Origin of the sequence: Isoptericola sp. AK164 (assembly GCF_029643425.1) — a bacterium.
GTDB lineage: Bacteria > Actinomycetota > Actinomycetes > Actinomycetales > Cellulomonadaceae > Isoptericola > Isoptericola haloaureus.
The window spans coordinates 591,923-611,138 of record NZ_CP119106.1 but is presented as its reverse complement, the minus strand read 5'-3'; the positions used below and the strand labels follow the sequence as shown (position 1 = coordinate 611,138).

Sequence of the window (19,216 nt, the reverse complement as noted above, 5' to 3'; positions counted from 1 at the left end):
TCAGCCGGGTGTGACGACGAGGTCCGCGGCGTCCCGCGTGCTCTCGATCAGCTCGGCGTTGACCTGGTCCGAGCCCCGCGCCCACCGGGACGCGTCGGCGGGGCTCTTGCCGAACGCCCGGTGCCGCGCCTCCAGCCGGGCCAGCCGGACGTCGTCGGGCACCTCGACGTACCAGACCTCGGTCATGCAGGCCCGTGCCCGCGGCCAGGCACCCGAGGGCGCCAGCAGGTAGTTCCCCTCGGTCACCACCAGGGACACGTCGGAGGGCACCTCGACGCCGGCCGCGACCGGCTCTTCGATCTCGCGCCGGAACACCGGGGCGTAGACCGGCGGGTCGCCGGGCCGGGCGTCCGCGAGCCGGTCGACCAGCGCCGCGTAGCCGCCGTCGTCGAACGTGTCGATCGCACCCTTGCGCCCCCGGCTGCCGTGGGCCGCCAGCACCGCGTCCGACAGGTGGAAACCGTCCATCCCGACGACGACGGCGAGGTCCGGTCCCAGCGCCTCGCCGAGTGCCGCGGCCAGCGTGGACTTGCCGGAGCCGGGCGCCCCGACGATCCCGAGGATCGCCCGCCGGCCCGGCACCGCGAGCGCCCGCGCACGCCCGACGAGCTCCGCCGTCGTCCCCGTCACCGGGGGGCCTCGGCACGCGTCTCGGCGCGCACCTCGGTGAGCCAGGCGCGCGGCCCGACGTGCGCCACGCGGGTCGAGGCGACCTCGTTCGCGGCCGCGCAGGCCACGGGCAGCGTGGCGCCGTCGGCCAGCTCGACGGCGAGCGCCCCGTGGAACGCGTCCCCCGCGCCGAGGGTGTCGCGGGCGTCGACCGGCGGCACGGCGACGGTCCCGGCCTCGCCGCCGGTGGACCACTCGACCGGCCCGCCGCCGTGGGTGACCACCACGCCACGCGCGCCGAGGGCGTGCGTCCCGGACACGACGTCGTCGTGCCCGGGCACCGTGAACCGGGCGGAGACCGCCGCCACGTCCGCGACGGGCAGCAGCTCGGCGAACAACGGCCGCCAGCGTCCGGCGTCGAGCAGCACCTGCGGCCGCGGGTCACGGTTCTCGAGGTGCCCGACGGCGGCACCCGCGATCACCGGGTGGTGCCCGTCGAACAGGACGACGTCGGGCGCGGGCAGGTCGCGCAGGAACGTCGGCGGCGGGGCCTCGGCCAACGCCGCGTCGGCCGAGACGACCGACCGCTCGCCGGTCGCGTCGTCGACCAGCACCGCCGAGACCGCGAGCGGGAAGTCCTCCCCGGGGGCCACGACGTCGTGCACCTCGACGCCGCAGGCCTCCAGGTCGGCGCGGGCGGCCCGGGCGACGGGGCTGCTGCCGAGGGCGGTGACGAGGACGGCCCGGGCCCCGAGGGCGGCGGCGGTGACGGCGGCGTTGGCGGCCGGGCCGCCCGCGGCGACGTCCTGGCGCGAGGCGGTGACCTTCTCGTCGCGGCCCGGTCGCCCGGCGGCGCGGTGCACGACGTCGAGGGTCGTCAGTCCGACGAACCAGCAGGTGCGCATGTCGTTCCTCCCCGGGTCGCTCAGCGTCCGGTGCCGTCGACGGCGTAGGGCTCGACGGCGGCGATCTCCTCCTCGGTCAGCGGCCCGGCGGCCAGCGCCCCGAGGTTGTCCTCGAGCTGTTCCACCGACGAGGCGCCGACGAGGGCCGAGGTGATCCGCGGGTCGCGCAGCACCCAGGACAGCGCGAGCTGGGCGAGGCTCTGGCCCCGCCCGGCCGCGATCTCGTGCAGGGCCCGCGCCCGGGTCAGGTACGTCTCGCTCAGGGCGTCGCTCGACAGGAACGGCGAGTCGGAGCGCGCCGCGCGGGAGCCCGCCGGAGCGTCACCCGACAGGTACCGCCCGGTCAGCAGACCCTGCTGCAGCGGGGAGAACACGATGGTGCCCACGCCCAGGTCCTCCACGGCGTCGAGCAGCGACTCGCTCTGGCGACCGTCGTAGGGGTCCTCGCGGTGCGGATCCTCGACATGCCGGTTGAACATCGAGTAGCTGGGCTGGTGGATGAGCAGCGGCGTGCCCAGGTCCGCCAGGATGCGCGCGGCCTCACGGGTGCGCGCCGGGGAGTAGTTGGACACCCCGACGTACAGCGCCTTGCCCTGCTGCACCGCCGAGGCCAGCGCCCCCATGGTCTCCTCGAGCGGCGTCGAGGGGTCCGGGCGGTGGTGGTAGAAGATGTCGACGTAGTCGAGCCCCAGGCGTCCCAGCGACTGGTCGAGCGAGGCCAGCAGGTACTTGCGCGAGCCGTGGTCGCCGTACGGGCCGGGCCACATGTCGTACCCGGCCTTGGTCGAGATCACCAGCTCGTCCCGGTAGGGCGCGAGGTCGGCGGCGAGGTGTCGCCCGAAGTTCTCCTCGGCCGAGCCGTAGGGCGGACCGTAGTTGTTCGCCAGGTCGAAGTGCGTCACCCCGAGGTCGAACGCGCGGCGCAGGATGGCGCGCTGCGTCTCGAACGGGTTGACGTCGCCGAAGTTGTGCCACAGGCCCAGCGACAACGCGGGCAGGTCGAGCCCCGATCGTCCCGTGCGGCGGTAGGTCATGGACTCGTAGCGGGTCTCGGCGGCGAGATATCGCGGTGCGAGAGGCATGCCGCCATCCTGGCACGCAGGAGGGGGCTTGACCCTCACACGATGGCAGACGGGAGAACGGTGTCATGTTGTCCATCGGAGCCTTCGCGCAGATCGGCCAGGTGACCCACCGCATGCTGCGGCACTGGGACGCCACCGGGCTGCTCGTGCCCGCCCACGTGGACGAGCTCACCGGGTACCGGTCCTACGACCCGTCCCAGCTCGCCCGGCTGCACCGGATCGTCGCGCTGCGCGAGCTCGGGTTCGGGATCGACGACGTCGCGGCGATCCTCGCCGACGGCGTCGCGGACGAGCGGCTCACCGAGCTGCTCGAGACCCGGCGGGAGGCGGTCGAGCGCGAGCACGCGCTCGCCTCCGCCCGGCTCGCGGACGTGGAACGCCGGCTCCGGCTCATCAGTGAGGAGCAGACCATGTCCACCATCGAGATCGTCGTCAAGCCCCTGCCCGCGCTGCGTCTGGCCGCGCGTCGGGCCCACGTGACCGAGCAGCCCGAGATCGGCGCCGTCGTCGGGCCGCTGTTCGGGGCGGTCGCCGAGGCGCTGCAGCCGAACCGCGGCCTGCTCGAGACCCCGGTCGCGCAGTACGCGATCGGCGAGGACGGGATCGACGTCGTCGTCGGGTACGCCTACGACGGCGAGCCGCGCGACGGGTTCGAGATCGTCACCCTGCCGGCGGTCGCCCAGGCGGCGTGCGCCGTCCACCTCGGGCCGATGGAACGCATCCCGGCCAGCTGGCAGTCGCTGCACGGCGAGGCGGCGGCGCGCGGACTCGCACCGGACGCACCGTGCCGCGAGCTCTACGTCCGGGCCGAGGGCACCGACCAGACCGACTGGGTGACCGAGCTGCAGCAACCCGTCGCGCCGGTCTGACCCCGCGCCGCAGGTACGATCTCTGCGCCCGGGAGATCGACGTCACGGGCACGACGGGCCGGATCCCCTGCCCGCGACACGAAGGGCGGGCATGCAGGACGACGGTACGCGGCACGGTGCGCCACGGTCCTGCGAGTGGGCCCTCGCTCTGGGGATCGCGGCGCTGGCCTGCGCGGTCGTGCCGGTCGTCGGGGACTGGGTGTCGGCACCGCTCGGCGTGGCCGCGCTCGGACTCGGTTCGTTCGGCAGCCACGTCGCCGACCGGGACGGCCTGCCCGGCATGTGGCACGGGCTCGTCGGGGCGCTGCTGGGGCTGGCCGCGCTCGCGGCCGTGCTGTTCTCCGTGGCGATCGGCGCTCTCGGCCCCTGACCGGCCGCGCCCCCGCCCGAGCCGTTGTGGGCGTGAAATCTGCAGGTCGGACCGGGGTCCGACCTGCAGATTTCACGCCCACAACGAGGGGCAGGTCGGGGTCAGAGGGCCGGGCGGACCGGAAAGTTCGCCCGGAAGAGGTTGTCCGGGTCCCACTCGGCCTTGACCTCGCGCAGCCGCGACAGCGTCGGCTCCGGGAACGCCTCGGCCAGCCGCTCGGGCCGGGTGTCCGTGTCGAAGGAGAGGTAGAGCCCCTCGGTGTACGGCGCCATCTCGGCGTCCCAGGCGCGGTCGATCCGCTCCTGGCTCGACGACATGGCCGACAGCAGGAAGTTCTGTCGCCGGTGCGCGTACGCGGTCGCGTCGTCCGGCACGTCGTGGGCAGCCCCGCCGGTGGCCCGGACCTGCAGGAAGTAGGCGTCGCCCGAGTGCGCGAGACGCTCGAAGGCGCGGCTCGTCGCCGTGTCCAGGTGGGGCACCAGCCCCGACCGCACGGCCGGGTCTCCCCCGCCGGAGTGGTGCTTGTCCCCCGCCTGGACGACGCCGGAGTACGGCATGAGGTAGGCCTGGTGCCCGAGCAGCGGTCCGGCGTCGGCGAGCCGTTCGAGCTGCTCGACGGCGGCGTCGGTGTCGTGGCCGGCGTAGACGGTCATGAGCTGGGCGACCGGTCCCTGGCCCGCACGCGCCGGGGACAGGATGAGGAAGCTGGTCAGCTCGCGCGGCGCGGACTCCACCGCGGCGCCCCAGCGTTCCAGCAGGCCGGCGGTGTCGGTCGCGTCGAGCGCCATCTGGGAGAAGACGACGTTCTCCAGCGCCATGGCCTCGATCTCCACCCAGGTGACGACCCCGAGGTTGCCGCCGGCGCCGCGCAGGCCCCAGAACAGGTCCGGGTTCTCCTCGGCGGAGGCGTGGGCGACCCGGCCGTCGGCCGTGACGACCTCCGCCGCGACGACGTGGTCGATGGTCAGCCCGTAGGTCCGTCCGAGGAACCCGACCCCGCCCGCGGTGGCGAGCCCGCCGACGCCGACACCGCCGTAGTCGCCCGAGCTGATCGCCCAGCCGCGCGGCGCGAGCGCCTCGGCGACCTGCCCCCAGGTGGCACCGGCGCCGAGCCGCACCCGCCGCGTCGCCTCGTCCACCACCTCGATCCGGTCCAGCGCGCCGAGGTCGACGACGATGCCGCCGTCGTTCGTGGACCGGCCGCTGATGCCGTGCCCGCCCGAGCGGATGCCCAGCGGGACGTCCTGCGACCGCGCCCAGGCGACGGCGTCGGCCACCTCCGCGGTGGTGCGCGGCCGCAGCACCAGGCCGGGGGCGCCGGAGCGCAGGTAGTTGTGGCGCACGGCGTCGTAGGCGCGGTCGCCGGGCTCGACGGCGCGCTCGGCCAGCGCGGCGGGCACCGCGTCGTAGTCGATGCCCTCGCGCCGCAGCTCGATCGCGGAGCGGCCGCGCCGGGTGGCCGCCGCGGGGGTGCCGGCCGAGGCCCGTTCGCGGGCCACCAGCTCGCGCACGGCCGGGGCGATCTCGCCGCCGAGGACGGCGAGCATCTGGGGGTCGTCGGTGGCCGTGATGAACGTGCCGACGCCGTCGTGCAGGGCCAGCCCCGCGAGCTCCTCGACCCACTGGTCCACCGGACCCTGCAGGAAGCCCTGCCGGTCGGCCGTGACCGCGCCCTGGACGTTCAGCAGGCGCCGGATCTCGGCCGGGTGCCGCCCGGCCTCCTCGGCCGTGGCGTCGATGATCGCGTTGCCGCGGGCCAGGTCGCCGTCCTTCATGTACCCCAGCGACGGCAGCCACCCGTCGGCCTGCCGCGCCACGAGCCGCAGCATGCGGGGCTTGTACGCGCCCAGCCAGATCGGCACGTCGTGCGCGGGGGCGGGACCACGCTTGGCACCGGAGACCCGGTGGTGCTCCCCGGCGGTGCGCAGAGGACGTCGCTCGCCGGCGTCCCAGACGCCCCGGATGATCTCGATCGCCTCGGACAGCGCGTCGACGGACTCCCCAGGAGTGAGCCGCTCGCCGCCCATCGACTCGATCGCGTCCCAGAACCCGCCCGCACCGAGGCCGAGGTCGATGCGCCCGCCGCTGAGCAGGTCGAGGCTGGCCACGGACCGGGCGAGCACCGCCGGCTGGCGCAGCGGCAGGTTGAGCACGTTGCCGGCGAGGTGCACGCGCTCGGTGACGGCGGCCGCGTAGGCGATCAGCGTCCAGGTGTCGAGGAACCCGGGCTGGTAGGGGTGGTCCTGGAAGGTGACCAGGTCCAGCCCGGCGGACTCGGCCGTCCGTGCCAGGCGCACGGGCGCCTGCGGGTCGCGGTTGGACGGGGTGAGGAACGTACCGAAGACCAGGTCGTGGCCGTAGTCCGTCATGCGGGGACCTCCGGGCGAGGGTGGCGCTCCCGAGCACGTCGCCCGAGAGATCGTCTGCTGCACAGACGATATCAGTGACAACTCGTCTCAGAGACCGCTCATTCCGGCTACCATGAGGCCATGAGCACCGGGACGACGGCGGACACGGCCACCGGGCACAGCCCGCTCGGCTGGCCGCTCGCCGCGCTGCTGCGCGAGTGGAGCGACGGGGTCACCGCCGCCTGCGCCGACGTCCCGCACGGCGCCCGCGGGTACGAGGTGCTCGCCGCCGTCGTCCAGGACGCCCCGCCGACCCAGGCCGCGTTGGCCGCCCGGCTCGGCATCGACCGCACCGTCATGACCTACCTGCTCGACGAGCTCGTCGGGTGCGGCCTCGTCGAGCGGCAGCAGGACCCCGCGGACCGACGCGCCCGACGCATCGTGGCGACCGAGCACGGACGCGCCGTGCTGGCCGACCTCGACGCCCGCGTGCGCGCCGCCGAGGACGCCCTGCTCGCCGACCTCAGCGCCGTCGAGCGGGACCACCTGCGGGCTCTGCTCGCACGGGCCGCGTCCGCCGCGGCGCCGGGCGACGACCGGTGCGCCGTCGTCGCCCGCGTCATCGACGCCTGATCCTTCCGCGGCCGGGCTCACCACGGTGGCGGGCGGCGTCCGGGACCAGACCGTCAGGTCACCGCACCCAGGTGCCAGGGGATGAACTCCTCGGTGCCGATCTCCAGCTCCTCGCTGACGGTGCGCTCTCCCGAGGCCACGGCGAGGATCCGCTCGAGCAGCTCGGCGCCGACCTCCTCCAGCGCGGCGGTGCCGTCGACGATGCGCCCGGCGTTGACGTCCATGTCCTCGCTCATGCGCTCGTACATGGGCGTGTTCGTGGCAACCTTGATCGACGGCGTCGGGCGGCAGCCGAAGACCGACCCGCGACCGGTGGTGAAGACGACGACGTTCGCGCCGCCGGCGACCAGCCCCGTCACGGAGACCGGGTCGTAGCCCGGGGTGTCCATGAAGGTGAAGCCGCGGTCGGTGATCGGCTCGGCGTACTCGTACACCGCGGCCAGGTCCGCCTGGCCGCCCTTGGCCACGGCGCCGAGCGACTTCTCCAGGATCGTGGTCAGCCCGCCCGCCTTGTTGCCCGGCGAGGGGTTGTTGTCGAGGGTGCCGCCGCCGGCGGCGACGTAGTCCTGCCACCAGTCGATGCGGTCGAGCAGCTTCTTCGCCACCCCGGGCGACGTGGCCCGGGCCGTCAGCAGGTGCTCGGCACCGTAGACCTCGGGCGTCTCGGCCAGCACCGAGGTGCCGCCGTAGCCGACGATCCGGTCCGAGGCCCAGCCGAGGGCCGGGTTGGCGGTGATGCCGGAGTAGCCGTCCGAGCCGCCGCAGTTCAGCCCGAGGACGAGATCGGCCACGTCGCACTCGGTCCGGCGCCGGGCGTTCACCTCGGGCAGCATCGCCCGGATCTCCTCGACGCCGGCACGCACCGTGGCGCGCACTCCCCCGGTCTCCTGGATCGTCATCGAGCGCACGACGGTGTCGTCGGGGATGGCGGCCAGCAGCGCGGAGGAGTCCTCCGGGTCCGGGGCGCCCACGCCGGGCATCCCCAGGTCGGTCACGGTCCCCGACCGGGCGGACAGCGCCGCCCCGGGCACCATCTCGCAGCCCAGGCCCAGCACGAGCACCCCGGCGACGTTGGGGTGGGCGGCGTACCCGCGCAGGGTGCGCAGCAGCACCTGCCCGCCCTCGGAGTCCGGCACCAGGCCGCAGCCGGAGGTGTGCGTCAGGGGCACGACCCCGTCGACGTGCTCGTACTCGTCGAGCGCGGCACCGCGGAACTGGTCGGCGATCATCCGCGCCGTCGAGGCCGAGCAGTTCACGCTGGTCAGAATGGCGACGTAGTTGCGGGTGCCGACCCGGCCGTCGGAGCGCCGGTATCCCCGGAACGTCGGGCGCGGCCCGTCGGGCACCACCAGCTCGGTGTGCTCGCCACCGAGGGGAGCCTCCCGCTCGCCCGGGTCGAACCCGAGGTTGTGGGCGTGGACGTGGTCACCGGGCTCGACGGCGGAGGTCGCGACACCGATGACCTGCCCGTACTTGCGCACCGGGTCCCCGGCGGCCACGGCCCGCAGGGCGAGCTTGTGCCCGCGGGGGACGGGGTCGCGCACGACGACGGCACCGCCGTCGGGCGTCCCGGCACGGTCGCCGGGGCTCAGGTCCCGGGTGGCCACGGCGACGTCGTCGCCGTCACGCAGCACGAGCAGGTCGTTCATCGCGATCGTTCCGTCCTTCGCACACGGGTCAGCCCCGCCGGTGGGCGGGGCCGGTTCCCGACCGCCCGCGGCCGGGGAGCGACGGGTGCGGGGCCGCCGGAGGCTCCGGCGACGACCCCGCACCCGTCGTGTCAGGTGAGCTGTGGCATCAGCCCACGCCGAACGGTCCTCAGCTCCCGGTCACCTCCGCGACCTCGGTGAGGAACTGCTCGGCGGCCTCTTCCGGCGTCATGGAACCGAAGAGCACCTCGGTGTTGAGCCGGATCATGACGTCCTGGACGTCACCGGCGCCGTTCGGCGGCACCGGCGGACCGTCCACGATGTCGGACTCGAGGTCGGCCATGAACTCCGCGACACGCGCGTCGGCGGCCTCGAGCTGGCCCTCGATGGACTCGCGCACCGACAGGTTCGACGGCAGACCGCGGTCGGTGAGCTGCAGCTGCGCGACCTCCGGGTCGTTGACCAGGAAGTCGACGAACTTCGCCGCGGCCTCCGGGTGCTCCGTGTCCTCGGCGACGGAGTAGAACATGGCCGGCTTGAAGTACATGCCGGTGCGCTCGAACTCCGACTCGCCCGGCATGCGCAGCAGCTCGAGCTCGTGGCCCGAGGCGGCGCTCAGGGCGCCGAGCTGGTTGGTCCACCAGACGCCCATGGCGCCGGCGTTCGTGCCGAGCAGCGAGCCCTCGGGGCCGGCGTTCTGGATCTCGATGGTGCGCGAGCCGTCCGGCGTACCACCCGACTCCTGCAGGTCCACGCCGATCTGGAAGAACTCGGCCACGGTCTCGGCGTCGACACCGAGCGAGCCGTCCTCGTTGTAGAGCGACTGGCCCTTCTGGCGGGCGAGGATGTTGAGCCCGGCCTCGTTGAAGCCGATGTCCTGGGTGCCCCAGACGCCGTCGCCGGCGGCCTCGGAGATCTGCGCCGAGATCTCGACGAACTCGTCCCACGTCCAGGTCGTGTCGTCCGGCATCTCGACGCCGGCCTCCTCGAACACCGTCGGGTCCGCCGTGATGGCGTAGGCGTTCACGCCGGTGGCCATGCCGTACAGGGTCCCGTCGACGCGACCGGAGTCGATGATGCTCTCGGGGACCTCGGAGGTGTCGATGTCGAGGGACTCCAGGTCCGCGAGCACGCCGCGGTTGGCGTAGTCGGCGATGAAGCGCTCCTCGTGGGTGATGACGTCGGGGGTGTCACCGCCGGCGACCGTGGTCGCCAGCTTGTCCCAGTACCCGCCCCAGTCGGTGAAGTCGGGCACCACGGTGATGTCCGGGTTCTTCTCCTCGAAGAGGTCGATGATCTCCTGGGTGGTCTGGTGACGGTCGTCGGAACCCCACCACGAGAAGCGGATCTCGACGCCGTCGCCGCCGTCACCGCCGCCCTCCTCGGACGACCCGGTGTCGTCGCCCTCGGCGGCCGGGCCGCCGGCGTCTCCCGAGCAGGCACCCAGCGCGAGGGTGCTCGCCGCGGTCAGCGCGATGAAGGCGGCGGCGTTCCGGCGGCCGCGTCGTGTGGTCGTTGCTCGCATGATTCTCCTTGTGTGTGCGTGACGAGAACGTCGTCGTTGTCATCCAGCAGTGGCCCACCGTCGGGCCGGGTCGGAGTGCTACTTGATGCCGGTCGTGGCGATCCCCTTGACCAGGTACTTCTGGCCGAAGAGGAAGATGAAGAAGATCGGGACGAGGGAGACGATCGACATCGCGAACAACGGGCCCCACGAGCTGGCGCTCGTGGCGTCGATGAACGTCCGCAACGCGATCGGGACGGTGTACATCTCGGGGTCGGTGAGGAAGATGAGCTGACTGAAGAAGTCGTTCCACGTCCAGATGAACGTGAAGATCGCCGTCGTCGCCAGGGCCGGGAGCGACAGCGGCAGCATGATCTGCAGGAAGATCCGGCCGTGCCCGCAGCCGTCCAGACGTGCCGCCTCATCGAGGTCCTTCGGCAGCCCGCGGAAGAACTGCACCATGAGGAAGATGAAGAACGCGTCCGTGGCCAGCAGCTTCGGCACGACGAGCGGGAGGAACGTGTTGATCCACTCCAGCTCGGAGAACAGGATGTACTGCGGCACGATGACGACGTGGATCGGCAGCATGATCGACATCAGCATGATGGCGAACCAGATCGGCCGGCCGCGGAACTTCAGCCGTGCGAAGGCGTAGGCCGCCATCGAGCAGGAGATGAGGTTCCCGAGCACCGATCCGAGCACCACGATCGCCGAGTTCAGCAGGTAGTGGTGGAACGGGTGCAGCAGCGCGAACCAGCCGTCGCCGTAGTTGGTCAGGTCGAGCTCGGTCGGGATCAGCCCCGTGTCACGGAAGATGATGTCGTTCGGCTTGAAGGAGCTCGACAGCATCCACAGCAACGGGTAGAGCATCACCAGGCCGAAGCCGATGAGCAGCGCGTGCTTCAGCAGCCGGCGCGCTCGGGGCTGCCACGACCGCTTGCGCGGGGAGTCCGGGATCTCGGCGGCGACCTCCGACAGCGGGCGCCGGGGGCGCACGGGTGACCGGTCGTCGGTGGTGGCGGCGTGTGCGTCGGGGCGCACGGGCGTGTCAGTCATCGTAGAAGACCCAGTACTTGGAGGCGAGGAAGTTGACGGCCGTCAGCCCGGCGACGATGAGCAGCAGCACCCAGGCCATCGCCGAGGCGTAGCCCATGTTGTACGAGCCGAACCCCTGGTTGTAGAGGTACAGCGTGTAGAACAAGGTCTCGTCGATCGGGCCACCTGTGCCGTTGGAGATCACGAACGCCTGGGTGAAGGTCTGGAAGGCGTTGATGAGCTGGAGCACGAGGTTGAAGAAGATGATCGGGCTCAGCAGCGGGATCGTGATGCTGAAGAACTGCCGGAACTTGCTCGCCCCGTCGATGGAGGCGGCCTCGTAGTACATCGTGGGGATCTGGCGCAGCCCCGCGAGGAAGATGATCATCGGTGCACCGAAGGTCCACACGTTGAGGATCATCAGGGTTCCCAGGGCGTAGTCCGGGTGGGAGACCCAGCCGACGCCCTGGATGCCGAAGTAGGCGAGCACCTGGTTGACCAGGCCGTCGGCGCCGAAGATCTGGCGCCACAGCAGGGCGATCGCCACCGAGCTCCCCAGCAGGGACGGCAGGTAGAACGCCGAGCGGTAGATCGCCAGCCCCCGCAGCCCGCGGTCGAGCACCATCGCCAGCGCGAGCGCGGCGGCGAGCTGGAGCGGCACCGAGATGAAGACGTAGCGGAACGTCACGCCCAGCGACTTCAGCCATCGGGGGTCCGAGACCATGTCGACGTAGTTCTGGACGCCGATCCAGCTCGGTGCCTCCAGCAGGCTGTAGTCGGTGAACGACAGGTACAGCGAGGCGAGCAGGGGGAAGGCGGTGATCAGCCCCAGGCCCAGGAACCAGGGCGCGAGGAAGATCGCTGCGGCCTTGCCGTCACCCTTCCGCGTCTCACGGGCGGCACCGCGCGTCTTGGCAACCTCCTGGATCACGGACATGACGGCACCTCCCCGTGCCGTGTCGCGGTGGACACCATCGTCGTCCTCCTGATCGTCGTCGATCGCTCCCGCCGGCCCGGGCGTCGGTGCCCGCACCGGGAAACCGGTTGCTGCTGAGGAACGTACCACAGGTGGAACCGGTTTCCCATGGTGTACGGTCAACTCCTGGACCGACCCTCGTGCCGAGCGCCGGTCGTGATCAGGACGTGATCCACGCGTGATCCACGCGTGACCGAGGACGGAGGCAAGGATGCCTGGTGCGACCACGCGCCGACCCGCGGTGACGATCGCCGACGTCGCACGAGCGGCCGGGGTCTCCCGCGCGACGGTCTCCCGGGTGATGAACGGCCGCAGCACCGTGGACCCCGCGATCTCCGCCCGCGTGCAGGAGGCGGCGATCGAGCTGAACTACCGCCCCAGCAACGTGGCGCGCAGCCTCTCGCTGGGCCGGACCACCACCGTGGCCCTCGTCGTCCCGGACCTCGCCAACCCCGTCTTCCAGGAGATCCTGCGCGGCGTCACCTCCGCCGCCGGCGAGGACGGCTACCGCGTGCTGGTGGCGGACTCGGCCGAGGACCCCGGCACCGAGGCGTCGATCGCCCGGGAGGCGCGCGCACGCTGCGACGCGCTCATCCTGGTCTCGCCACGCATGCCCGACGGCGCGCTCGACGCCCTGCTGCCGGAGGTCTCCCCCGCCGTGGTGGTCAACCGGGACGTCCCGCGCGGCGCCCCGAGCCTGGTGGTGGACTACGCCGACGCGATGGTGCAGGTCGTCGAGCACCTCGTCGAGCTCGGGCACCGGCGCATCGCCTACGTCGCCGGTCCCCGCGCCTCGGTCTCCGACATCGCACGACGCCGCGGCCTCACCGCGAGCTGCGAGCGTCACCCGGACCTCGAGGTCGTCGACCTCCCCGCGGGCTCCGACATCACGGCCGGGCACGCCGCGGCACCGGACGTCCTGGCCAGCCGCGTGACGGCCGCCGTGGCGTTCAACGACCTGGTGGCCTTCGGGCTGCTCGCCGCCCTGAACGAGGCCGGCGTCGCCGTCCCGGCGGACCTGTCGGTGTGCGGCGTCGACGACATCGAGCTGGCGCGCTACGCCACCCCGGCACTGACCACCGTCGCCGTGCCGCAGCAGGACCTGGGACGGCACGCCTGGCGCGAGCTGCACGCCGTGGTCGACGACGCCGGTCACGCGGCCGAGACGACGCGCTTCGGGGTCCAGCTCCAGGTCCGCGCGAGCACCGGACCGGTACCCCGTTCGGCCGTGCGCGCCACGGCCCTGCCCGAGGACCCGGTGGCCGCCGCCACCGCCGTCCCGGAGGTCACCCAGGCCGAGCAGGACCCCGCCTGGAGCCTCGAGCAGGGGGTGCCCGCGCTCTACCGCAGCGTCGACCGCGCACCGCTGGCCCGCTACGACTCCGGCCAGGACCTGCCGACCATCCACTCGCCGCGACCGTTCCTGCACCCGGTGAGCTCGCTGGCCGGGATCCCGCTGACGGAGTCGGGCCCGGTCGACCACCGCCACCACTACGGGGTCAGCCTCGCCGTGCCCGACGTCAACGGCACCAGCTACTGGGGCGGGCGCACGTTCGTCGCCGACGTCGGCCCGACGCTGCTGCCCAACCACGGCCGCCAGACGTCGGTCCAGACCACGATCGACCCGCTGTCCCCGAACGTCCTGCTGGACACGGTCGCCTGGACCGACGAGCACGGCCGCCCGGTGCTCGACGAGCGACGTCGCGTCGGGGCACGCCTGCTGGACGACGGGTGGGTGCTGGAGTGGCGCTCCACGCTGCACGCCGCGCACGGCCCGCTGCAGATCAGCTCCCCCGCGACGAACGGCCGGCCCGGCGCCGGCTACGGAGGACTGTTCTGGCGGCTCCCGCTGGCGCACCGGACGCGCGTGCTGTCCGCCGAGGGCGAGGGCGAGGACCTCGCGCACGGCTCGACCTCGCCGTGGGTGGCATTCGTGCAGCGCCACCGCGACGCGCGGGGCGAGGAGCACAGCACGACCACGCTCCTGACCCAGACCTCCCCCGCACGGCACTGGTTCCTGCGCGCCGCCGAGTACCCCGGCGCCTGCCCCGCCCTGGCCTGGGACACCCCTCTGCGGGTCCCCGCCGGCGGGACCGTCGAGACCGGCGTCGTGGCGGCCCTGCTGGACCGGGAGCTCGACATCGACGACGCCGCCGCGCTGGCCACCGGCCTGCGCTGACCATCCCAGGAGCACCTCCATGAGCAGCCCCCGCCTCGCCGTGGTCGGCATCCACGGCCACGGGACCAACCACGTCCGCACCGCGCTCGAGCTGACCCGTGCGGGCCGCGCGGAGCTGTGCGCGGTCGTGGACCCGCGCGAGCCGGACCCCGACCACCCGGCCCACGGGGCCGGGACCCCCTGGTACCCCACCCTCGGTGACCTGCTGTCGGCCGACGACGCCGTCCGCCCCGACGTCGTCGTGCTCTGCACGCCCATCCCCACCCACCTGCCGCTGGCCCGGGCGGCCATGGAGGCGGGCATGGACGTGCTGCTGGAGAAGCCGACGACGGCGTCGCTGGCCGAGCTGACCGAGCTCGTCGCCGTCACCGAGCGCACGGGCCGGTCCTGCCAGGTGGGCTTCCAGACCTTCGGGTCGCACGCCCTGCCCGCGGTGTCCGAGCTCGTCGCCCGCGGCGAGATCGGCGACGTCGTCGGGTTCGGCGCCGTCGGGACCTGGGTGCGCGACGCCGCGTACTGGGCCCGGGCGCCGTGGGCGGGCCGCCGACGGCTGGACGGTCGCGACGTCGTCGACGGCGTCGTGACGAACCCGCTCGCGCACGCGGTGGCCACGGCGCTGCGGATCGGCGGCGTGACCCGCGCCGAGGACGTCGCCTGGGTGGACACGGACCTCTACCGGGCCAACCCGATCGAGGCCGACGACACGTCCTCGGTCCGCGTCACCGCGGCGGACGGCACCCGCTACGGCTTCGGCCTGACCCTGTGCGCGGCCGAGCGGACCCGGGCCCGGGTGCTGGTGCTCGGCACCGCGGGCGAGATCGAGCTGTTCTACGAGTCCGACCGGCTCGTGCTGCGCAGCGACCGCCTCACCCTGGACAAGACCTACGGCCGCACCTCGCTGCTGGAGGACCTGCTCGAGGTGCGCGCCGACGACGACCCGCAGCGCCGCCTGCTGTGCGACGTGCGGGACACCGGCGCGTTCATGCGCGTGCTGGAGGCCGTCCGCACCGGCCCGGACCCGCGGCCGATGCCGGACGAGCTCGTCACGTGGGTCGGTGAGGGCGACGCCCGGCACCCGGTCGTCAGCGACGTCGCCGACTGGTGCGAGCAGGTCGCGCGCCGCCAGCAGACGTTCAGCGAGCTCGGGGCGCCCTGGACCCGCTGACGCACGGCCCCGCTGCGGCGAGCCGGCGGACGGCTCAGAGCGCCAGGCCGAGCGCGCTCAGCGGGACCGCGCGGCCCGAGGCCGCCGAGCGGGCGGCCGCGGCCGCGACCCCGGCGGCACGCAGCAGGTCGGACCCGTCGGCGCGACGGCGCAGCGGTCCGGCGTCGTCGCCGCCCGCCAGCAGGGCGCGGAGCATGGCCGAGCGCCCGTCGGTTGCGACGGCACCGGCGTCCAGGACGACGTCCGCGCCGCCGCCGTGCCGGTGCACCACGAGCCGGGCCCCCTGCCCGTGGACGACCTCGAGGTCCGCCCGGCCCAGCGTCCCGTTCACCGCGACCCGGTAGCCGGTGCGCGGACCGCCCGCCGTCTCGCTGCAGGTGACCGTCGCCCCGTCCTGGTAGCCGAGCACCATGCCGTGGCCGGACGCGACGCCGGATGCCCGGCCCGTGGACCCCGGCCCCTGGGCGAACACGGACACCGGCAGGTCGTCGATCCACCATCCGAGCATGTCGGCCCGGCGGCTGGTGCGCGCGGCCGCGGTCCGGGGGTCGCGGTTCGCGTGGAGCCACTCGGCGTGGGCCGAGACCACCGTGCCGAGCCGCCCGTCGGCCACGACCCGGCGCAGCTCCGCCGCGGCCGCGGCGTAGCGGTCGTCGAAGGCGGCGGAGAGCCGGCCCTCGGCGCGCCGCACGGCCTCGGCCAGCGTGTAGATCTCGCCGGCCCCGGCCGGTGCGCCGTCCAGCACGACGTCCGCGCCGGTGTCCAGGGCGGCGACGACGGCGGCTGTCGGGCGGGAGGACGCGACCACGACGACGTCCGGCGCCGTCTCGCGCACCAGCCGGTCGACGTCGGCGGCCTCGCTCGACGCCGAGCCGCCGACCAGGTCGGCGACCAGGTCGACGACGTCGGCGTGCGGCCCGGCCGGCGCGTCACGGACGGCCTCCGCCGTCGGACCGTCGCCCACGAGGACGGCCCGTCGTCGTGCGGTGCGCACGGCGGTGCGCGGCCGGTCCGGGCCAGGAGCCGGCGGGCGGCCCGCCGGACGTGCGGGGGCGGGTGCCGTCGCGGGTGCGGTCGTGGACGTCATCGTCGGTCTCCAGTGTCTGGCAGGTTGGCAAGCGCTTTCCGGACTGTAACCCGCCGCGCCTCCCGGGTCCAGACGTGTTCGACGATGTGAGACGGCACCACGCCCACCGCCACCGCCCCACCGCGAGATCGACGCACCCGTGCCGAGATCGACGCACGGTGCGTCGATCTCGGCACGGGTGCGTCGATCTCGCGGGAAGGGGGTCAGCCCAGGTCGACGCCGAGGCCGAGGTCGGCGAGACGCACCGGCTCCCCCGTCTCCAGCGAGCGGTTGCCCGCGTACCCCACGCCCGAGGCGCGCAGGCCGTCGAGGAACCCCGCGGCACGTCCCAGCGGGTCGACCTCGTCGCGGCCGTGGAACACGTCCGAGAGCAGCAGCGTGTCGCCACCGCCGTGCCCGCCGGCGGCGACCGCGACGATCGGGCGCTCCTCGGCCTGCTCCCAGTGCCGCTGCACGACGAGGCGCTCGCCCACGGGGCGCACGGCGTCCTCGGCGTAGGCGTCGCTGAAGCTCGGGTCCAGCACGGCGCGCCCGTCGTCGCCGAAGAGCACGGACCCGCGCTCGACGACCTCCAGCTCGGCGCGGCCCCGCGTGCCGTTGACCACGACGCGGTACCCCTCCCAGGGGCTGTGCGCCGTCAGGGAGTAGGTCAGCATCGCCCCGCCGGCGTACTCGACGACCAGGCCGAGCGTGTCCTCGGTGGTGATGCCGGCGTCGAACACCGACTTGTTGCGCACGTAGCCGTCGTGCGCCTGGGCCTCGGGTCCGTAGAGCTCGAGCAGGTACGGGTCCTTGTCGAGGTCCATCGCCCACGGGTCCACGCCCCGGGCCCGCAGGTCCTGCTCGCCCGCGGTGGGCTCGTAGTCCGTCTCGTGCGCGCCGTCGTCGCCGTAGAACCGGCGGCCGCCGCTGGCGAAGACCCGGGTCGGCACGTCGTCGATCCACCAGTTGACGAGGTCGAAGTGGTGGCTCGACTTGTGCACCAGCAGCCCGCCGTTGTTGACCTTCTCGCGGTGCCAGCGCCGGAAGTAGTCGGCCCCGTGGACGGTGTCCAGCGCCCAGTCGAAGTGCACGGACAGCACCTGCCCGATCTCGCCGGAGGCGACGACCTCGCGCAGCGCCGAGTTCCGCGGCGAGTAGCGGTAGTTGAAGGTCATCGTGACGTCGCGGCCGGTCTCGGCCACGGCGTCGGCGATCTGCCGCGCCTCGTCGGCCGAGGCGGCGATGGGCTTCTCCACCACGACGTCGACGCCGGCGCGCAGGGCCCGGGAGACCATCTCGGCGTGGGTGTTGTCGACGCTGGTGACCACGACGCGGTCGACCTGCTGCTCGGCGATCGCCCTCTCCAGGTCGGCCGGGGCGTAGACCGGGCGGGTGCCGCCGACCTTGGCGGCGACGCGCGCCTCGTGGACGGCGGCACGCACCGGGTTGGGCTCGACCCAGGCGACGATCTCGCCCTCGTCGGCGTGGTTCTCGAGCAGCCCGCCGACGAACATGCCGGCACGGTGGCCGGTGCCGACGACGGCGTAGCGGAGGCGGCTGGTGGTGGAGGACAACGTTGGCTCCTGGGGTCTTCCGGGTCAGAAAGCGGTTTCCACCACTTTACCGGACCCCTGCCCCGACCGTGCCTGGCGAACGACCAGGTGGGCGCCGGAGCGGACTCAGCGCTGCGGCGTCATGACCACCTGGCCGGCCCAGGTGAACCCGCCGCCGAAGCCGAACAGCAGCGCCGGCACCCCCGCGGGGATCCGCCCGTCATGCCACCACTTGGACAGGCCCAGCGGGATCGAGGCCGCGGAGGTGTTGCCCGACTCCGTGATGTCGCTGACCACGATGCGGTCCTCGAGCCCGAGCGACTTCGCCAGCGGCTCGATGATCCGCAGGTTCGCCTGGTGGGCCACCAGCACCTGGACGTCGTCCAGCGTGAGCCCGGAGGCCTCGACCACACGGCGGGCCCGCTCGGCGGCCCGGGTGATCGCCCACTTGAACACCGCACGGCCGTCCTGCGCGAAGCGCTCGGCCGGGGCCTCGATCCGCACCGCCGGGGTGATCTCCGGCTCGGAGCCCCACACGACCTGCCCGACGCCGGGCTCCTCGGCGGCCTGGAGCACCGCGGCACCGGCCCCGTCGGCCGTGAGGATGCAGGTGGACCGGTCGGACCAGTCCGTCACCGCCGTCAGCTTCTCCGAGCCGACGACGACGGCGGTCCGGGCGCTGCCGGCGCGGATGGCCTGGTCGGCGAGGCCCACGGCGTAGGCGAACCCGGAGCAGGCGGTGTTGACGTCGATGACGCCGGGTCCGACGACCCCGCGCAGGTCCGGCTCGTCCTCGCCCTCCGGCGTGCTCGCCCCCGGCTGGACCCCGGTACGCAGCGCGTAGGCCACCCGGCCCGCGGTGTTCGGCGAACGGTCGGCCGCGGTGGTCGTGGCCACGATCACCAGGTCGACGTCGTCGCTCGCCACCCCGGCGTCGGCCAGCGCGTGCTCCGCCGCCGCGGTGGCCATGTCCGCCACCGTGACGTCGTCGGCGGCGACGTGCCGGGTGACGATGCCGGTGCGCGACCGGATCCACTCGTCGTTCGTCTCGACGAACTGTGCGATGTCGTCGTTGGTCAGGGCCTTGGCGGGCTGGTGGTGACCGAGGCCGACGATCCGGGAGCCGGCCGCACCGGCGGGGAGCGAGAGCATGACTCCGATCATGGCACGCCGCGGCCCGCTGTCCCGCCTGCCCGTTCGGAAGGCGAGACGTCGCCGGCGACGCCCGGCACGACGACGGCCGGGGGCCACCGTCGCGGACGACGGCGAC

16 protein-coding genes are annotated in these 19,216 nt (G+C 73.6%); 5 read left to right on the top strand and 11 right to left on the bottom strand.

The window, feature by feature from the left end:
- The 3 genes from PO879_RS02745 to mgrA are packed head-to-tail and all read right to left on the bottom strand — an operon-like array spanning position 1 to position 2,596.
- Positions 1-630, bottom strand: a complete 630-nt coding sequence (locus PO879_RS02745) for a nucleoside/nucleotide kinase family protein (RefSeq protein ID WP_278236411.1) — start codon at positions 628-630, stop codon at positions 1-3.
- Complete coding sequence (locus tag PO879_RS02740) at positions 627-1,514, bottom strand: PfkB family carbohydrate kinase (protein ID WP_278236410.1); 888 nt, start codon at positions 1,512-1,514, stop codon at positions 627-629. Before PO879_RS02740 ends, PO879_RS02745 begins: the two co-directional genes overlap by 4 nt.
- Before the next feature lie 20 nt (positions 1,515-1,534).
- The gene (mgrA, locus tag PO879_RS02735; protein WP_278236409.1) at positions 1,535-2,596 is read right to left on the bottom strand and encodes an L-glyceraldehyde 3-phosphate reductase; all 1,062 of its coding nucleotides are present in this window, start codon (positions 2,594-2,596) and stop codon (positions 1,535-1,537) included.
- A gap of 65 nt (positions 2,597-2,661) precedes the next feature.
- On the opposite strand from mgrA, the gene PO879_RS02730 reads away from it, so the two are divergent.
- Positions 2,662-3,465 carry a MerR family transcriptional regulator gene (locus PO879_RS02730; RefSeq protein WP_278236408.1) on the top strand — a complete coding sequence of 268 codons (804 nt, stop codon included), beginning with the start codon at positions 2,662-2,664 and terminating at the stop codon, positions 3,463-3,465.
- Between the two features lie 91 nt (positions 3,466-3,556).
- On the top strand, positions 3,557-3,835 hold the full coding sequence (locus PO879_RS02725) for a hypothetical protein (protein ID WP_278236407.1): 279 nt from the start codon (positions 3,557-3,559) through the stop codon (positions 3,833-3,835).
- A gap of 101 nt (positions 3,836-3,936) precedes the next feature.
- Here the strand turns inward: PO879_RS02725 and PO879_RS02720 are convergent, their stop codons facing one another.
- Positions 3,937-6,204 (bottom strand): LLM class flavin-dependent oxidoreductase, encoded by a 2,268-nt coding sequence (locus PO879_RS02720; protein ID WP_278236406.1) that lies wholly within the window; start codon positions 6,202-6,204, stop codon positions 3,937-3,939.
- 120 nt (positions 6,205-6,324) lie between these two features.
- Here PO879_RS02720 and PO879_RS02715 point away from each other — a divergent pair, with 120 nt between their 5' ends.
- Positions 6,325-6,816, top strand: a complete 492-nt coding sequence (locus tag PO879_RS02715) for a MarR family transcriptional regulator (RefSeq protein ID WP_278236405.1) — start codon at positions 6,325-6,327, stop codon at positions 6,814-6,816.
- A 53-nt stretch (positions 6,817-6,869) separates the two neighbouring features.
- Here the strand turns inward: PO879_RS02715 and PO879_RS02710 are convergent, their stop codons facing one another.
- From PO879_RS02710 to PO879_RS02695, 4 genes are all read right to left on the bottom strand, one after another.
- Positions 6,870-8,465, bottom strand: a complete 1,596-nt coding sequence (locus PO879_RS02710) for an altronate dehydratase family protein (RefSeq protein WP_278236404.1) — start codon at positions 8,463-8,465, stop codon at positions 6,870-6,872.
- A gap of 169 nt (positions 8,466-8,634) precedes the next feature.
- A complete protein-coding gene (locus tag PO879_RS02705) occupies positions 8,635-9,990 on the bottom strand; it encodes an extracellular solute-binding protein (protein WP_278236403.1) in 1,356 nt (451 codons plus the stop codon).
- 78 nt (positions 9,991-10,068) lie between these two features.
- Positions 10,069-11,025, bottom strand: coding sequence for a carbohydrate ABC transporter permease (locus PO879_RS02700; RefSeq protein WP_278236402.1), 957 nt, complete (start codon positions 11,023-11,025; stop codon positions 10,069-10,071).
- Complete coding sequence (locus tag PO879_RS02695) at positions 11,018-11,941, bottom strand: sugar ABC transporter permease (RefSeq protein WP_278236401.1); 924 nt, start codon at positions 11,939-11,941, stop codon at positions 11,018-11,020. The genes PO879_RS02700 and PO879_RS02695 overlap by 8 nt, the downstream gene beginning before the upstream one ends.
- Positions 11,942-12,191: 250 nt before the next feature.
- Between PO879_RS02695 and PO879_RS02690 the strand changes: the two genes are divergently transcribed.
- Entirely contained in the window at positions 12,192-14,159 is a 1,968-nt protein-coding gene (locus tag PO879_RS02690; protein ID WP_278236400.1) for a DUF6807 family protein, read from the top strand.
- Between the two features lie 19 nt (positions 14,160-14,178).
- Positions 14,179-15,324 carry a Gfo/Idh/MocA family oxidoreductase gene (locus PO879_RS02685; RefSeq protein ID WP_278236399.1) on the top strand — a complete coding sequence of 382 codons (1,146 nt, stop codon included), beginning with the start codon at positions 14,179-14,181 and terminating at the stop codon, positions 15,322-15,324.
- 34 nt (positions 15,325-15,358) lie between these two features.
- On the opposite strand, the gene PO879_RS02680 is transcribed toward PO879_RS02685, so the two are convergent.
- From PO879_RS02680 to PO879_RS02670, 3 genes are all read right to left on the bottom strand, one after another.
- The gene (locus PO879_RS02680) at positions 15,359-16,411 is read right to left on the bottom strand and encodes a hypothetical protein (protein WP_278236398.1); all 1,053 of its coding nucleotides are present in this window, start codon (positions 16,409-16,411) and stop codon (positions 15,359-15,361) included.
- Between the two features lie 203 nt (positions 16,412-16,614).
- Positions 16,615-17,967 (bottom strand): Gfo/Idh/MocA family oxidoreductase, encoded by a 1,353-nt coding sequence (locus tag PO879_RS02675; protein ID WP_278236397.1) that lies wholly within the window; start codon positions 17,965-17,967, stop codon positions 16,615-16,617.
- A 105-nt stretch (positions 17,968-18,072) separates the two neighbouring features.
- Positions 18,073-19,098 (bottom strand): beta-ketoacyl-ACP synthase III, encoded by a 1,026-nt coding sequence (locus tag PO879_RS02670; protein WP_278236396.1) that lies wholly within the window; start codon positions 19,096-19,098, stop codon positions 18,073-18,075.
- Between the last annotated feature and the right edge of the window lie 118 nt (positions 19,099-19,216).

Excerpts from the sequence above, each read along its gene's own strand:
- PO879_RS02700 (WP_278236402.1), bottom strand. The coding sequence starts at position 11,025 with ATGACTGACACGCCCGTGCGCCCCGACGCACACGCCGCCACCACCGAC.
- PO879_RS02695 (WP_278236401.1), bottom strand. The coding sequence starts at position 11,941 with ATGTCCGTGATCCAGGAGGTTGCCAAGACGCGCGGTGCCGCCCGTGAG.
- PO879_RS02710 (WP_278236404.1), bottom strand. The coding sequence starts at position 8,465 with ATGAACGACCTGCTCGTGCTGCGTGACGGCGACGACGTCGCCGTGGCC.
- PO879_RS02670 (WP_278236396.1), bottom strand. The coding sequence starts at position 19,098 with ATGCTCTCGCTCCCCGCCGGTGCGGCCGGCTCCCGGATCGTCGGCCTC.
- PO879_RS02705 (WP_278236403.1), bottom strand. The coding sequence starts at position 9,990 with ATGCGAGCAACGACCACACGACGCGGCCGCCGGAACGCCGCCGCCTTC.
- PO879_RS02680 (WP_278236398.1), bottom strand. The coding sequence starts at position 16,411 with ATGACGTCCACGACCGCACCCGCGACGGCACCCGCCCCCGCACGTCCG.
- PO879_RS02725 (WP_278236407.1), top strand. The coding sequence starts at position 3,557 with ATGCAGGACGACGGTACGCGGCACGGTGCGCCACGGTCCTGCGAGTGG.
- mgrA (WP_278236409.1), bottom strand. The coding sequence starts at position 2,596 with ATGCCTCTCGCACCGCGATATCTCGCCGCCGAGACCCGCTACGAGTCC.
- PO879_RS02730 (WP_278236408.1), top strand. The coding sequence starts at position 2,662 with ATGTTGTCCATCGGAGCCTTCGCGCAGATCGGCCAGGTGACCCACCGC.
- PO879_RS02685 (WP_278236399.1), top strand. The coding sequence starts at position 14,179 with ATGAGCAGCCCCCGCCTCGCCGTGGTCGGCATCCACGGCCACGGGACC.
- PO879_RS02690 (WP_278236400.1), top strand. The coding sequence starts at position 12,192 with ATGCCTGGTGCGACCACGCGCCGACCCGCGGTGACGATCGCCGACGTC.
- PO879_RS02715 (WP_278236405.1), top strand. The coding sequence starts at position 6,325 with ATGAGCACCGGGACGACGGCGGACACGGCCACCGGGCACAGCCCGCTC.
- PO879_RS02720 (WP_278236406.1), bottom strand. The coding sequence starts at position 6,204 with ATGACGGACTACGGCCACGACCTGGTCTTCGGTACGTTCCTCACCCCG.
- PO879_RS02740 (WP_278236410.1), bottom strand. The coding sequence starts at position 1,514 with ATGCGCACCTGCTGGTTCGTCGGACTGACGACCCTCGACGTCGTGCAC.